Source organism: Bacillus sp. FSL R10-2780 (genome assembly GCF_038006125.1).
GTDB classification, from domain to species: Bacteria; Bacillota; Bacilli; order Bacillales; family Bacillaceae_G; genus Bacillus_A; species Bacillus_A cereus_U.
Genome location: NZ_JBBOUQ010000001.1, coordinates 1884969 through 1899808 on the forward strand (window position 1 = coordinate 1884969; position 14840 = coordinate 1899808).

Consider the following 14840-nt stretch of genomic DNA (forward strand, 5'->3'; position numbering starts at 1 on the left):
TATATATCGTTGTTTACCATTGAATGTTGAAAAATCATCGCATATTCACGAAATTGTATCAAATTTCAATATTAATTCAAAACAAAAAGCATTGGATACCCAATGCTTTTTCACACTTACGCAAACAGAGACGTATTCGCATATAAAGCTGGTGAGCCACCTGAATGTACGAATAAAATGTTGTCTTCTTTATTAAATTTACCTTTTCTAATTAAGTCAATTAGTCCCGCTACTGCTTTACCTGTATAAACTGGATCAAGTAAAATACCTTCAGTTTTCGCAAGTAACTGTACTGCTTCAACCATTTCTGGTGTTGGTAAAGCGTATCCTGGTCCTACATATTCATCAAAGCATGTAACAGCTTCGCGTGAAATAAAGTTTGGAATACCAACGTGAGCTGAAGTTTCATCTACAAGTTTTGCAACTTTCTCTTCTTGCTCCGCTTTTCCTCTACTTACATTTATTCCGATTACAGGAATTTTGCTTTGTGTTCCGGAAAAACCAGTAATTAAACCAGCATGCATACCAGCACTACCACTTACACAAACAACTGAACTGAAATCAATTCCTTGCTCAAATGATTGAGCCATAATTTCTTGCGCACAAGCAATATATCCCATTGCGCCAGTAGGGTTCGATCCACCAACTGGAATGACGTATGGTGTATTTCCTTTTTCACTTACTGCTTTCGCTACTTTATGCATCTCTTCCATAAGGTCTGTTCCATTTGGCACAACAATTACGTTTTCAGCACCTAATAAATGATATAAGAAGTAGTTTCCGTTAAAGTCTGGCTTTTCTTCTGGCTCAAGCCCTTCTTCTAACACAAGAATACATTTCATTTTTTCTTTTACCGCAGCTGCAAGTGTGAGACGACAATGGTTTGATTGAATACCACCAGCTGTAATTAACGTATCTGCACCTTTTGCCTGTGCATCCGCAACTAGAAACTCTAACTTTCTCGTCTTATTACCGCCAGCTGTTAAACCAAGTAAATCATCTCGTTTAAAATAAATAGTCGGCCCACCAAGTGCTTCAGAAAAATTGTTTAATTTTTCAATTGGTGTATATGATTCTGTATATTTTTTTCTCGGAAATTTAGCTAAATTCATCAATAACGCTCCTTTTATACTCTTTTACAGTAAATGTAACCATACTATTATTACATGGAAAAATGATGAAGTCACCTTTCCTGATTAAAAATGTAGGGAATTTCGAATACGGTGAATGAAATTATACGAACGATTTTTTCAATATATCGTTCATTACTTGCAACATATCAACGATTTTTCAAATATATCGATCGTAACTTGAAATATATCAACGATTTTCTTAATATATCGATTTGCCGACAAAAAATCACAAACAGAAATACTTTCTCATCAATCAAAAAAGAGCCCACTCTTCTTGAGATGGGCTCTCTCCAATCACTTATTTGCCAAAAAACGAAGAAGCTGTGTTAATCCCGGCTCTAAATTCATTTCTCCTTTATGACGAACATATACGATTTTGTCGCCATCAAATTTTGGCGGGTTTCCTGGATTATACGTATTCCACTCGTTCGTTCCTTCTACAGAGTACTCCATATATTCTGTTGCACCAACGATTACATTATTTCTATCATCAGCCGTCACATCTGGTGCCATTTGTGCGATTTTCGCATCACTAATTGATAATTTCTTTATATCCTTATCACGTTTGTAATCGTAAGCTGTTACGATTACATCGTTACCATATGCTTTCACTTGTAATCCTTGTTTAAATGAATATCCATCTGGAGCATTCTTCTCGCCACCATTTGATCCAGCTGACATCCAGCCTGTTTCAATTCCGCCCGTATTTACAACCGTAAATCCTTTTTCATCTCCGCCTTCAATTTTCTTTTTACCAGCCCAATCTGGTAAGTTTAAATCCCAATGCGTATGACTTGTGAAGAAAACAACTTGCGGATAGTCCTTTAATATATCGTACAATTTATCAATGTTTAAATAATCTTGTAAATACGGATTTTGTCTTGATCCAGATACCGTATCCGGTAAAACGTGATGAGAGAAAATGAAAATTGGTTTATTTTTATCTTTTTGACTATACTCTTCTAAATTTTGTTTTAACCATCCTAATTGCTCATCACTCATATATACTTCATCCCACATTTTCGAATCGTGGTATTTCATATATTTTTCAGTTCCTAAAAATAAAAGCGGATAACCGTCTAACTCTTTTTTATGATATACCTTATCTTGTCCGCTAAATTTTAAATATCGATTAAACAATGTTTCTTCCGTTACACCATTTGGCCATGTATTTTGAGAGAGTTTCCCATCAGCTGTCCATTTACCAGCGTAAAATTCATGATTCCCAACAGTTGACCATACATTTTCCGGATGCTTATTCTTGTTTAACACACGCTTTACATCATCATATTGTGACTGCTGTCCAGTTGGCGTTATATCCCCATTCATAATAAGCGCTCTAGAAAGTGGCGTTACTTTATTCATATCTTTTAATACGTGATCAAAATCCCCTAAATCCCCTTGAATGTCACTAATAACATTAAACATCGTAGCTGTTTTTCTTACTCGCTCTTTCTCTTCCGCGTGCATTGTAAATGTCGGTAATAATACCGCCATAACAGCTAATGAAGCAACTGCCTTTTTCATACAATTTCTCCCCCTAATAATAGAATGTATAAACTGACATGTTCTGCGTTCTCTTAGTTGCTTGTCCAATTCATATTATAAGGAGGGATTGTAAAGATAGATGGAGTAAAAATTTAAGTGTTTTTTAAGAGATTTTGTCTTTTTTACACTACCCATTCAACAATTGGCACCAATTGTTCTATTTACCTATTAATATTAAATGAGTGTAAAATCACACGATAAATCGCTTAGTTTGATACGTTGTGTTTTAATCTATTTTACATAATCTCAATAAAATACTTTATCTTTTCAAATTCTCTTCATTTAATCCGAACAACTCTGACAAAATAAAACGTCCATCTTTTCTTATCAGTACGTCATCAAACCAAATTTCACCACCGCCATACTCCGGTCTTTGAATGTTTACTAAATCCCAATGTATCGCTGATTTATTCCCGTTGTCTGCACCTTTTAATGAATCTCCAATCGCTAGGTGAAAACTACCATTTATTTTTTCATCAAATAACGTATTATTCATCGGATGTAGTATGTATGGGTTAAAAGCCAGCGCAAACTCTCCAATATATCTCGCTCCCTCATCCGTATCAAGAATTCGATTCATTCGCTCTGTATCATTTGCATATGCCTCTATTATTTTCCCATGTTTAATATGTAACTTTATATTTTGAAACGCATAACCTTGTTGAACTGATACTGTATTAAATGTTATTATTCCATTTACTGAATCTTTGACAGGTGCTGTATATATTTCACCATCAGGGATATTATCCGTACCATCCCCCTTTAAAACGCCTATTCCTTCAATTGAAAACTCCAAATCCGTTCCTTCTCCAATAATCCTCACTCGTTTTGTCTTTTCCATTAATTCTTTTAATGGCTCCATTGCTTTCGACATTTTCTTGTAATCTAACGTACATACATCATAATAAAATTTTTCATAAGCCTCCGTGCTCATATTTGCTTCTTGCGCAGAAGCCGCATTCGGAATGCGAGTTGTCACCCATCTCGTTTTATACACTGCTTCACTATGTGCTTTTCCAAATATCTTTTGATATAACTTCATTTTTTCTGCCGGTACATCTGCTAATTCATATGCATTTCTAGGACTACGGAGATTAATATAAACTTGCATTTTACTTAATCGATAACTCTCCCAATCTGCAAATAACTTAAATTGTTCTTCAGATCCTGATAGAATTAATTGCCTTGTAACAGAAACATCGCGCATTGATACATGCGCATATCCCCCTGCTTTTTCCACAGACTTAATAATTTCACGAACTACTGCGGGATCTATTTCAGTAACACTTTGAATTAACACATGATCACCAGGCTGCACTTTAGTCGAATGATTGACTAGTACATCCGCTAATTTCGATAGTTCTCGCTTCATTACGCTCTCGTCCCTTCACTATCGTTTCAATAGCTTAATAAAAAATAAAAGGCTCTTTTCGTAAAGATTGTTGCTTATAATTAAAATAAAGGTTAATTTTCTTAATACGGTATAGTATTTACAGCAGATTATTCAGCAAACGGGCAGGATTGTGAAAGTATTGAGTTCGAGATATCTTCCTAAAAACCATTACTATAATAAAAGGATGACAAAATTTTTATGGTTAGTATGATAATTTGGAAACAGAAGTCAGCTTAATCTATGAAAACCTTATCTGAGGAGTGATGTAGGTGAAACAAAATATTTACGATAATCCGAATTTCTTCAAAAACTACACAGCATTGCGTGAAAGTGGAATAAACGCTAATGACTTCATAGAACAGCCAGCAATCAAATCATTAATTCTGTGTTTGAAAGGAAAATCGGTATTAGACTTGGGTTGCGGTGATGGTCATTTTTCAAAGTATTGTATAGAAAATGGTGCAAAAAACGTAATAGGTGTAGACATATCCAAAAATATGATTGAACGTGCTAAAAAGTTAAATCAGGATGATAACATAGAATTTATGTGTCTTCCTATGGAGGATATGGGACTAACCAATCAAAAGTTCGACCTGATTATAAGTTCCCTCTCTATACATTACATTGAAGATTACTCGGCAATGATTCAAAAGATTAATGAACTATTAAAAAGCAGTGGTGAATTTATCTTTTCAACCGAACATCCAATAGCAACAGCTCGCAAAGGAAGCAACCATTGGATAAAAACTGAGGATGGTAATACATCACACTGGGCATTAGATAATTATCAAGAAGAAGGAATCAGAGTACACAACTGGTTTGTTGACGATAGTGTGGTTATTTATCATAGAACTGTTGCCACATTAATAAATACTTTGATTGAACACGGGCTTTCGCTGGATAAAATAATCGAACCACAATCAACTTTGGCAGGGATAGAGAAAATGCCAGATTTAATAAACGAATCGCGAAGTCCATCTTTTATTATAATCAAGTCAAAAAAAACAAAATAATATTTAAAAATATCTACCGCAATCTGGGAGCTTTTATTGAATTACAAAAACAGCCGTTTCACTAAGGAATGGCTGTTTTTTATACTTCACGCAGAAAATTCACAGTGATTTGATTAGAATTTTGACAGGCACTAAGTAGCATTTGATTTATCTGTTCTTTTTCCGCCAATTTTTTGCTTTGTTGAAGAAAGTTGAACCAATAAAGGTAATTGTCCAAGTATTTGGTTGCTACTCCTTGAAACCTATTCATCCACCCTTTTAATCGCTTGTGATAGTTGTTGACGTTTTGGAGATGGTAGATGCCCTTTTTTACATATCCTTCTTTGCTTAGATTAATAGGTTCGTGTTTCAGAGCTTTAATTAGAGCAAATTTCTTGTAGTTCGTTGCTGTGTCTGTGCATAGCAACGAAGAAGGGTCAATGTAGCATCCGATAACCGCATCAATTTCTTCAGCTCTCACACGACCAGTTCCAGCTTTTTGGGCGATAACTTGTTCATTACGGTCCTGAGCCACCACAACGGCAATTTTAAGATTGCTAATCCCTCTCTTTTTGTCTCTTCCTCCGCGTTTCTTGGGCTTTCTATCTAAACCCCTACGCCCTTTTAAAGACTCTTTAAAAAAGGTCTCATCGCTCTCGATAATCCCGTTCAACATTTGAAACCCCATCGAACGGAGGGAATAACCTTCGACCATCATTTGAAAATATTTCGACCATTTTCCAAGATAACGTGTCCCTGAAATAGGGGTATTAGATAAGTCATTGAAAGACTTTCCACAGTCACGACAGAGATAACGCTGTCTATCTCTATACTTGCCGTTCCGCTTTACCTTGACACTACCGCAATGGACACAACCTAACCCTTCTTTAAAACGCATTTCCCTAATGGTGGTAAAAGCATCCTTCATATTCTCTTCATCGTTAGAAAAAAAAATCTTCTGTTAATAGATTAAACAGCTTGATTTGCTCATGTTTTGGCAAATCTGAAAAATTGGCATAAACGTCTTTCCACATACTAAAATCCCTCCTGAAAGAGAATTTTATTATCTCTCAGAAGGATGGTCAAAATAGCAACAATCTATACAAAAAGAGCCAAATAAAAAGAGAACTACTCTCTTCAAGCATTTCTCTTTTTCATCCAAACGATAGATATAAAATAAATCATTAAAAATATAATATATAAATTCCATAACGCCGGCATTGAAACTACACTAAAGTAAAGTGTCCCAGGTAATAACCAACCTCCACAAAGGATCATCAAAATCTTTTTCCTAACAAGCACTGCAATAACTGCTAAAAAAGACGGAAGCAAAAACATGAAAAATACAGTAATATATACTTCCTTATCAAGCATTTGATTACTGTAAGGATTAAAATAAAGGAAAACTATAGAAAGGATAAAAATGTTTATAGCCGCTGCTATCCCTATATAAACATTTACATTATTCTCCACAATCCTCCTACTCTACTCCCAATAGTAATATACTGACCACTTTCCAATACTATATTTCATTACAATACACGTTACTCATCTTTTAATTAGCCTTAAAATTGTAAATCGGCTTAATAATATGTTTGATATCGATTGTTTCTTTTGTATTTTCAACGATTTCATTCATTGGCTTATATACCATTGGAGCTTCATCTAAGGTACTTTCTGCAACAGATGTAGTCCAAACCGCTGTCATTGTATTTTGAAAATCCTCTAAGTTAAGTACTTCTTTAGCCTTTTTACGGCTCATAATACGTCCTGCTCCATGCGGTCCAGAAAAGTTCCAATCTGGATTACCTTTACCAAATGCAATAATTGAACCGTCTCTCATATTAATCGGAATGATTACTCGTTCATCTTTCTGAGCTGAAATAGCACCTTTTCGTAAAATCATATTTTCCATATCGATGTAGTTATGAATTGTAGTGAATTGATCTATTACTTTCCAATCCATTCTAGTGACGATTTCATCCATCATTGCTTTACGATTTAACTCCGCATACTGTTGAGCAATTTTCATATCATTCATATAGTCTTTAAATCCTTGACCTTCTAAATAAGCTAACTCTTTACGAATTGCCGGCTTCTTAATCCCTCGTATAGCTTCATGTATTTCTTGTTGTCTACCTTCTCTTGTGAGACGCTCAATGATTTCTTCTTTAATAGATTTAACGTTGATAAGTTGCTCATAAGCAAGGTTTTGATAATACTCTGCTATTTGTTTACCTAAATTACGAGAACCACTATGAATGACAATGAATACATTCCCTTTATCATCCTCATTCAGTTCGTGAGGTGGGCTACTGACGCCTTTCTGTGTTTCCACAGTAGGTTTTCAATAGCCTCCTCCCAAACCGTACGTACACATCTCTGTGTATACGGCTTTCCATTTACAAATATCTATCCCTGAGGGTGTGCAATGTTGTTATGACAATCATGGCACAGCACTAAGGTCTTTCTATTTCGAGCAATCATCATTTTCTCCCATAGTTCTTTTCCTTTTAGGTCTTTTAATCTATGAACATGATGAATCTCAAATGGTACATCTTCTTTTCCACACCATTCACATTTTCTAGCACTAATTCTTCTCTCTAATTCAGTAGTAGATAAACTAAACATCTGCGTATTTGGAATAACATTAGGGTCATCCTTCCTAATCGTCTTATCTCTGACGAAACCTTTGTTATAAAAATAACAGAAAGATTCACCTTTTTTGGTGTTGTATTTAATCCCCCAATGTTTCCCATTTCTAAGTTTATTAATCATTTTGTGAACACTCGATTGGTGTTTTCCAGCCAAGGTTTTCAAACAACTATATTCCATTACATATCTTAACTGCCACATTTTGTGGGTGACATTTTCTGCTAGTCGAAAGTAATTATACATACCTCGAATTTCAGCATTGTAGATATTTACAATTTCAAGGTCGCTAAGTCTTAAATACTGATTTCTATGAATCGGTTTCCAAACTTTTGCGTTAATGTCCTCAACTAGTTTATTTTCAGATATAAAATTTCTTAATGTTTCCTTTGACATCATTAGACGAATGTTTCTTCTTGCATTTCTGATTGCTATACCTTTCGAGTTCTTATAGGTTTTATCATTGTTACCTACGCAGATATTGTAACTTAGAAACTTCGCATACTTACTACTGTGAGTGATTAGCGTCTTTTCATCTGAAAGTTCTAACTTTAGTTGGGTCTCAAGAAAATCTTTTATTTTCTGCTTAATCTTCTGACAGTCTTCCTTACTTCCATTAATACCAATGATAAAGTCATCGGCATATCTAACGTATTTGATACGCTTAAATTCAGTTGAATCAATAATATATCTAGTATTAGACATTTCTTGTTTAATCAACTTATATTCCTGGAGTAATTTCTGTCTTTCTGTTTCGATTTCGCAGTGGTTGATTTTCTTTTTTAGGTTTCCTGCTTTAAATTCAAGATTTCGGTATACTGGATTTCGCTTTTGGTCTTTCTTTCTGTCACCTTTGTCATAGTCCTTCTTTAATTCATCAACAACATATTTATCAAGTTCATTCAGATAAATATTCGCAAGAATTGGACTTATAATGCCCCCTTGAGGTGTTCCACTATAAGTCTTTTTGAATTTGAAGTCTTCAACATAACCTGCTCGAAGAAATTTCCACATTAATCTGATGAATTTTTCATCTTTAATGGTTTTACGCAAAAGGTTAATGAGTACGTTGTGATCGATATTATCAAAGAAACCTTTAATATCTCCCTCAACAAACCAATTTACTCCTGTATAAAGTCTTGAAATCTCCATCAGAGCAGTATGGCAACTTTTATTTGGTCGAAATCCATGAGAGTGATCAGAGAAATTCGGTTCATAAATAGCCTCTAACACCATTCTACAAATTTCTTGAACAACCCTGTCCATGAAAGATGGTATCCCTAAAGGTCGTTTCTTACCATTTTTCTTCGGAATGTATACCCTTTTTGCAGGTTTGGGTTGGTAACTCTCATCTTTTAGAGAATCAATGATCTTATTGATTCGTAATTCATTGAATCCATCAGCAGTTTCACCATCAATCCCACTTGTAGAACTTCCATCATTTTTGTAAATGTTGGAGTAAGCCTTGATATACATTTGTGGGTTATACAATATCCTGTATAACCTATCGAAATAGTAATCTCCTTTTTTCGCCTGCTTTGATAGATTGATTAAGACTATTTCAGAATTTTGCAAGAGCCTTTCGCTCCTTTCCATATAGTATTAATCTTTGTAAACTGCTCCCCTTCGCCATGTAATAGGCTTTCCCTATCTCGGACTACTACGAGAACTCCGTTACCTTGCGGAATATTCAGAGTCAATACTCATAGCCAATTGGCGTTTCCGTTTAGGTAATCCCCAGTTAGTACAGTAAATATAGGAAGATTGTTGTCGGATAGTTCTTTCACGCTTTCATTACATCTGTAACTGCGTTAATCCTCAAACGAAAACCATTGCAATCTGATTCGCGGATTCAGTTACAACACCTTTGGAATATTTTCCGATTATCCCAAAGTAGGATTAATGTTAGGTTTCAGTTGGCTTTCCTAACAGTGAACCATAGCACCGCTTACGCTCGAACTTCAAACATTACAGTCTTTATCCTCATACAATCCTTTATGCCTCGATATTCAGTCGCAATCTTACCAACTGATTGACTTATACCTTTACAACCATGCTACACTCCCTGTTCACTTTCGATTCCAGATAAGGTTGTTGGCATTACCCCAGTTTTCTTAGGGTATCGCTACCTATTTACGCAATATTTACTGCCCATCTTGGGCGCACGACAAAATGATTCCCTCCACCAAGTGTACCAATACTCTTTTGAGCACGTTGTAATGTGAACGGGGCTCTTACACTATCAAAATCAATTATTTTTGAAAATCTATGTTCCTTACCTCGAATACGAAAACCACTTGGGACAAATTTACGAATTGTTTCGTCTAAGTGATCGAAGTTGATTTCCTCTTTCTTCTTATTAATCATAACAACTTCCATGCCACAACCAATATCGTACTTACCTCCCAGTTTCCTGAAAGAGTGGACTATACCTTCTCTACGGTCATCGAGATATGCAGTCTCTACCGTAGGCTCACCGTATTAATTATCCCTCTTCAACTCAAAATGGATGAGGAATAATTCTGTATCTCAGTCTGCTAACCTGATACAAGTCTCTGAACCATTCGATTATGTCACCATAACCACTGGCTGCTGATTGCCCTCGCCTTTTATCGTTAGGGGTCCCAGTCAATTGAGTGAGTAGTTTAAAGTCTGAGCCGATTAATTAACCCCGACTAAATTAGGCACGATTTTATCTTGAATCGTCATTGTTGTCCCAATCGTACAACCTGCGCCTGCATGTGTATCTGGCATAATACGAATCTTGCTATCCTTTACGAACTCTTGATTACAAAGATCAATAATTTGACCTGCTGCAGTTTCTTCTACGTTAGTAGTAAACACTTTCGCTCCATTGTATTTTCCTTGTAATTTCAACATTTTCTATTTCCCCTTTCCTTTAGTTTCCACAAAACAGTACTCATATATATGTAGCAATATATTTATAATTATATTTTCCATCACTACATTTAATTTCCTTGTTTTTCCTAAAAAAAAGACACAGAGATTTCTCCCCATGCCTACTTATAGCTTTAAAAATTAACTACTGAATATTTTTATTGCGCTCTAATTGGTTTTGAATTCCTGACCTATCAATTTGAATCCAATACTCTGCAATTTTTCCATCTTCTACTCTATACACTGCACTTGCTATTTGAATTATTGGAAGTCCTGTAGGTTGATATCCATCAATTTCTCCTACATGCATACCTACTTGTTTCCAACGTACATATACTTTACTTCCTTGTACTAAAAATTCTTGAATTTCTAAAGAAAAATTACCATATACTTCAACCATCTCTCTTACATGTTCGGCATAATCTTCAGGTGTTCTACAAACTGTTTGTTCTTCAGATACAATTTGATGTGCCAATACTTTTTCTGCCATTAATTGATTTGCATAGTCAGGATGATTCCCTGAACGTACTTCATCAAAAAATTTTCTAACAATTTGTTCTGGCGTCATTTTAAAACCCCCTTATTAAGAAATCCAATACTAATCATATCATAGTTTATTGTAATCTAACTATTAAAGTAAACTGATTCGTGTATACAATAAATAGATAAAATCTCTTCTTTCTTAAGAAATTCCACTTGTTCCCCCTGAAAATTCACAATAATAATTATCTACTTCTTCACCGCATGAATATAATGCACCGTTTCAAAAGCTTTCAAATAATCATTTCGACCTTCAAAATATAATGTATGGATATCCCCTGGTGATAAGTGCTCATAAATGAGTAAGCCCGCCTTCTCTAACAGTACTTCCATTTCGGTATAAGAATAACACGCTGTCATCGGTTCTCCACCTACCGAAGCCATTTTCACCATTTTTTCAACTCGATTGGACAGCCCTTTTTCTGTAAATAAGTTTTCATCCGGATAATCGAAAACGATAGAACTTCCTACTGGAACCATTTTGAATAAACATTCTATTAAACTGGAAAGTTCCTCTTTCATTAAATAATACGTAACCCCTAACAAGCTGAAGAAAGTCTTTTTATTTTCAAATCCTTCATTTATTAATTCTTGTTTAGAGAAATCCTTAGTGAAATCCATTGAAACAAAATGAAGATTATTTGGAACTTCAAGTTCTGCTTCTTTTATTCTTTCCTTCTTAAACTGCTGTGTAGAAGGATGATCTACTTCAAATATTTCTATATTATTCTCTAATTCTCGGTGTCTAAAACTGAACGTGTCTAAGCCTGCACCGAGTATGACGTATTGCTTTGCTCCTAATACCATCTCATGTAGCAATACTCTTTCACAATATGCCGCGCGTGCCAAAGGCGTTGGTGATAACTGAATTTGCGTAATCCATTTTAATACTTCTTTCGGATCATCTTGAAACTGCTCTGCAATGTCTTTATTGAACAGATGTATCCCTTGAACCATGTTCATTTCAATATCATGACGTTCTTTTGGCGAAATGAACTCTTCAGCAAGATAGTCATCAAAAATTTTAGGACTATCAAACTCACTATGATACGCCCTTCCGAAAGCTGATACTAACGACGTTATACTTGCTTCACCTTTTTTCATGCGCATACACTCCTTCATTTTCACAACAAAAATAGGGTTCCCCTGTCCAGGAGAACCCTATTATACGCCGTATTTTTATATCGGTAAATTATAGCATAAATAAGTTTTTTTGTCAAGTTTCCAGCTCTCTTTAACACTTCAATAAATTGTATGTTTTCAAGAGGAAAATTGAAAATACATACAGAATATTCCTGTTTTAATGAACAGGCCCTTTTGAAAATAAAGAAAAAACACTCTAAGATTCCTTTCTCCTACTTCATTTTTCATATCAGTAGAGGATTTTTATCGGTATAAATATTGAATATTCTAAATTATTCATTCATTCTTTTTTGAGCATTATTAGTATCTTGAGATACTGGTATGTGTTCGGTAGCTCTAGATAAACCTGTTTTTGGCATATTAACATAGATTGCTTCAGAAGCACCTTTTTCTATTTGATAGGTTTCGTGAAAAACACCGACACTCCCATTATCTTTAATCTTATTATTGTATGATTTCCAAGCATATGAATGGTTTTCTCCGTGAGCATAGTTTACTAATTCGTCGAATCCCTTCCAGTATTGAATTAAAATTACTTTTCTCCAACTAAATAAGAATTCTGTATGTAAGAAACCCCATTGTGGATTTTGATACAATTCTTTAATCATAGGTCCCATAGCATTAAAAACTGGTATCCACTTCCAAAATTTAAATAAGTTATTAATACGCATACCAATAATAAAAACAACAAATTCTTTATCCTTGCAATTGGCTATATGCCTGCCGTTAAAAATTTTAGCTCCCACTTTAATCCCCCCCTTTTTTACTGAACATAAATAATGTGCAGCTCCCAAATAAACCATAACACTTTCCTAATAATTTTCCAATTACTTTAACATAGATTATGAAAGGCTGTACTTAACAATAAAAGGTATATGTTTCCCACCTTTTTTATTATTAACAGCTATCATTAACATTTGCCCTAGATCTCCTTTTCGCCAGGAACATTTCCATACTTCAGGGCTTTTTTAAAGCTTCAAATGATTGTTCCTTATGCTTCGCCTCGAAAGGAATAAACGAAATTAAATTTCCTTCTAGATATATCTATTTCAATAATCATAGTATTGCTGCCTCCTTTCTAAACAGAATATTTTTAGTTCATTTGAGTTAAGACAACATCACATCACAACACACTCCTTCACATCTTTTACAAGATTAGCGTTCAAACAAAGCTGATCAACTCCCCTACTCTATAAAGTAAATAATAGAATTTAAAAATTACATACTCATAGATTATTATGCAAATACTTCCTCTGAGCGCCGCACATGGTATATAATAATAAAATAATCTACTTCTATATGCTCAAGTCTACACAAAACAGCTCATGCATATGAAAGAAAAGAGGTACAAAAATATGAAAACAAAACAAACAATTGCTGCATCTACACTAGCTTTAGCAATGATTGCGGGATCTACCCCTACTCATGCAGAAGTAAATGATGCTACTGCTGGGCAAAGTACTGGAGATCGCTTAGCTGAGATTAAGCAACATAGACAAGAGTTAGATGCGAAATTGCAGCAGCACAAAGAAAACGTGGATCAAACATTGAATGAACTTAACCAAGTTAAGGAAAATGTTGATACAAAGGTGAATGAACTACATGAACGTAAACAAGTTGCTGATGAAAAAATTAGTGAGATTAAACAGCAGAAACAAGAGTTAGATGCAAAACTTCAGCAAGACAAACAAATCGCCGAGGATAAAATCGCTGAAATTAAAGAGCATAAAAAACAAGTAGATGAAAAAGTTGCTGAAATTAAAGAGCATAAGCAAACTGTTGATGAAAAGGTTAACGAGATTAAAGAGCATAAACAAACTGTCGATGAAAAAGTGAATGAAATTAAGCAACATAAAGAGAACATCGATCAAAAGGTTAATGAACTTAAGGAAGTTAAAAAACAGGTAGATGAAAAATTAGCTGAGTTAAAGAAAGCGAAACAAACTGCTGAGGACAAACTTGCTGAGCTAAAAGAAAATAAGCCGAATACTGGGAACACGTTAGAGGAACTTAAGAAAATTAAAGGCAATTTAGATAGTCTTTCCGCTAACTTAGAACTAGCTAAACAAGATATAAAAAACAAACTAGCTGAATTACAAGAAGCTAGACAAGATTTACTAAATAAAATAAACGAAATGAAACAATCGAAACAAACTGTTTCAGATGATTTAACAAAGAAAAAACAAGACTTAGATATTAAAATCAACGACTTTAAACATACTGAGAAAAAAATTGATGACAAATTAGCTGAGATACATACAACGCAGCAAAATGTAGATAACAAGATTAATGAAGTATCACAACCTAAACAAACGAAAGTGGATAATAACACTACTGCTACTGTTCCTGCAAAAGATAATGCTAGAGAACTTCCTAACGCTGGTAGTGAGCAATCAAATAACGTGCCACTCGGAATGTTATCAATTATAGGCGGACTTTTATTAGTTACGCGCAACAAAATTAAAATACTTTTCTCAAAATAATGCTATTATAACTATCTTAATATATTCTATAAAAAGGACAACCGCACATATGTGTACG

The 14840-nt window shown here is 34.6% G+C and carries 12 protein-coding genes and 2 pseudogenes; 2 read left to right on the top strand and 12 right to left on the bottom strand.

Annotated elements, in window-relative coordinates:
* Positions 1 to 116: 116 nt before the first annotated feature.
* The 3 genes from NSQ47_RS09830 to NSQ47_RS09840 all read right to left on the bottom strand — a co-directional run bounded on the left by NSQ47_RS09830 (position 117) and on the right by NSQ47_RS09840 (position 4053).
* Complete coding sequence (locus tag NSQ47_RS09830; RefSeq protein ID WP_341036735.1) at positions 117 to 1112, bottom strand: D-cysteine desulfhydrase; 996 nt, start codon at positions 1110 to 1112, stop codon at positions 117 to 119.
* A 315-nt stretch (positions 1113 to 1427) separates the two neighbouring features.
* On the bottom strand, positions 1428 to 2660 hold the full coding sequence (locus NSQ47_RS09835; protein ID WP_341036736.1) for a DUF4073 domain-containing protein: 1233 nt from the start codon (positions 2658 to 2660) through the stop codon (positions 1428 to 1430).
* A 280-nt stretch (positions 2661 to 2940) separates the two neighbouring features.
* Positions 2941 to 4053, bottom strand: coding sequence for an aminopeptidase (locus NSQ47_RS09840; RefSeq protein ID WP_341036737.1), 1113 nt, complete (start codon positions 4051 to 4053; stop codon positions 2941 to 2943).
* Positions 4054 to 4343: 290 nt separating this feature from the next.
* On the opposite strand from NSQ47_RS09840, the gene NSQ47_RS09845 reads away from it, so the two are divergent.
* Complete coding sequence (locus NSQ47_RS09845) at positions 4344 to 5087, top strand: class I SAM-dependent methyltransferase (RefSeq protein WP_002066207.1); 744 nt, start codon at positions 4344 to 4346, stop codon at positions 5085 to 5087.
* 79 nt (positions 5088 to 5166) lie between these two features.
* Here the strand turns inward: NSQ47_RS09845 and NSQ47_RS09850 are convergent.
* From NSQ47_RS09850 to NSQ47_RS09890, 9 genes and pseudogenes are all read right to left on the bottom strand, one after another.
* Positions 5167 to 6100: pseudogene (locus NSQ47_RS09850) on the bottom strand (IS1595 family transposase).
* Between the two features lie 103 nt (positions 6101 to 6203).
* The gene (locus NSQ47_RS09855; RefSeq protein WP_002161180.1) at positions 6204 to 6539 is read right to left on the bottom strand and encodes a hypothetical protein; all 336 of its coding nucleotides are present in this window, start codon (positions 6537 to 6539) and stop codon (positions 6204 to 6206) included.
* Positions 6540 to 6621: 82 nt separating this feature from the next.
* A complete protein-coding gene (locus NSQ47_RS09860) occupies positions 6622 to 7404 on the bottom strand; it encodes an RtcB family protein (RefSeq protein WP_341036738.1) in 783 nt (260 codons plus the stop codon).
* Positions 7405 to 7478: 74 nt separating this feature from the next.
* Entirely contained in the window at positions 7479 to 9293 is a 1815-nt protein-coding gene (gene ltrA / locus NSQ47_RS09865) for a group II intron reverse transcriptase/maturase (protein ID WP_341036739.1), read from the bottom strand.
* Positions 9294 to 9884: 591 nt separating this feature from the next.
* Positions 9885 to 10097 (bottom strand): annotated as a pseudogene (locus NSQ47_RS09870) (RtcB family protein); the annotation flags it as partial.
* A 282-nt stretch (positions 10098 to 10379) separates the two neighbouring features.
* Positions 10380 to 10598 carry an RtcB family protein gene (locus NSQ47_RS09875; RefSeq protein ID WP_341036740.1) on the bottom strand — a complete coding sequence of 73 codons (219 nt, stop codon included), beginning with the start codon at positions 10596 to 10598 and terminating at the stop codon, positions 10380 to 10382.
* 163 nt (positions 10599 to 10761) lie between these two features.
* On the bottom strand, positions 10762 to 11184 hold the full coding sequence (locus tag NSQ47_RS09880) for an ester cyclase (RefSeq protein ID WP_341036742.1): 423 nt from the start codon (positions 11182 to 11184) through the stop codon (positions 10762 to 10764).
* 161 nt (positions 11185 to 11345) lie between these two features.
* A complete protein-coding gene (locus NSQ47_RS09885; RefSeq protein ID WP_341036744.1) occupies positions 11346 to 12260 on the bottom strand; it encodes a class I SAM-dependent methyltransferase in 915 nt (304 codons plus the stop codon).
* Between the two features lie 311 nt (positions 12261 to 12571).
* The gene (locus NSQ47_RS09890) at positions 12572 to 13045 is read right to left on the bottom strand and encodes a DUF4188 domain-containing protein (protein ID WP_341036746.1); all 474 of its coding nucleotides are present in this window, start codon (positions 13043 to 13045) and stop codon (positions 12572 to 12574) included.
* A gap of 609 nt (positions 13046 to 13654) precedes the next feature.
* Between NSQ47_RS09890 and NSQ47_RS09895 the strand changes: the two genes are divergently transcribed.
* On the top strand, positions 13655 to 14782 hold the full coding sequence (locus NSQ47_RS09895) for an LPXTG cell wall anchor domain-containing protein (RefSeq protein WP_341036747.1): 1128 nt from the start codon (positions 13655 to 13657) through the stop codon (positions 14780 to 14782).
* Positions 14783 to 14840 lie beyond the last annotated feature (58 nt).

Coding starts and splice junctions, on each gene's coding strand:
- NSQ47_RS09830 (WP_341036735.1), bottom strand. CDS start 1,112: ATGAATTTAGCTAAATTTCCGAGAAAAAAATATACAGAATCATATACA.
- NSQ47_RS09875 (WP_341036740.1), bottom strand. CDS start 10,598: ATGTTGAAATTACAAGGAAAATACAATGGAGCGAAAGTGTTTACTACT.
- NSQ47_RS09840 (WP_341036737.1), bottom strand. CDS start 4,053: ATGAAGCGAGAACTATCGAAATTAGCGGATGTACTAGTCAATCATTCG.
- NSQ47_RS09880 (WP_341036742.1), bottom strand. CDS start 11,184: ATGACGCCAGAACAAATTGTTAGAAAATTTTTTGATGAAGTACGTTCA.
- NSQ47_RS09835 (WP_341036736.1), bottom strand. CDS start 2,660: ATGAAAAAGGCAGTTGCTTCATTAGCTGTTATGGCGGTATTATTACCG.
- NSQ47_RS09895 (WP_341036747.1), top strand. CDS start 13,655: ATGAAAACAAAACAAACAATTGCTGCATCTACACTAGCTTTAGCAATG.
- NSQ47_RS09885 (WP_341036744.1), bottom strand. CDS start 12,260: ATGAAAAAAGGTGAAGCAAGTATAACGTCGTTAGTATCAGCTTTCGGA.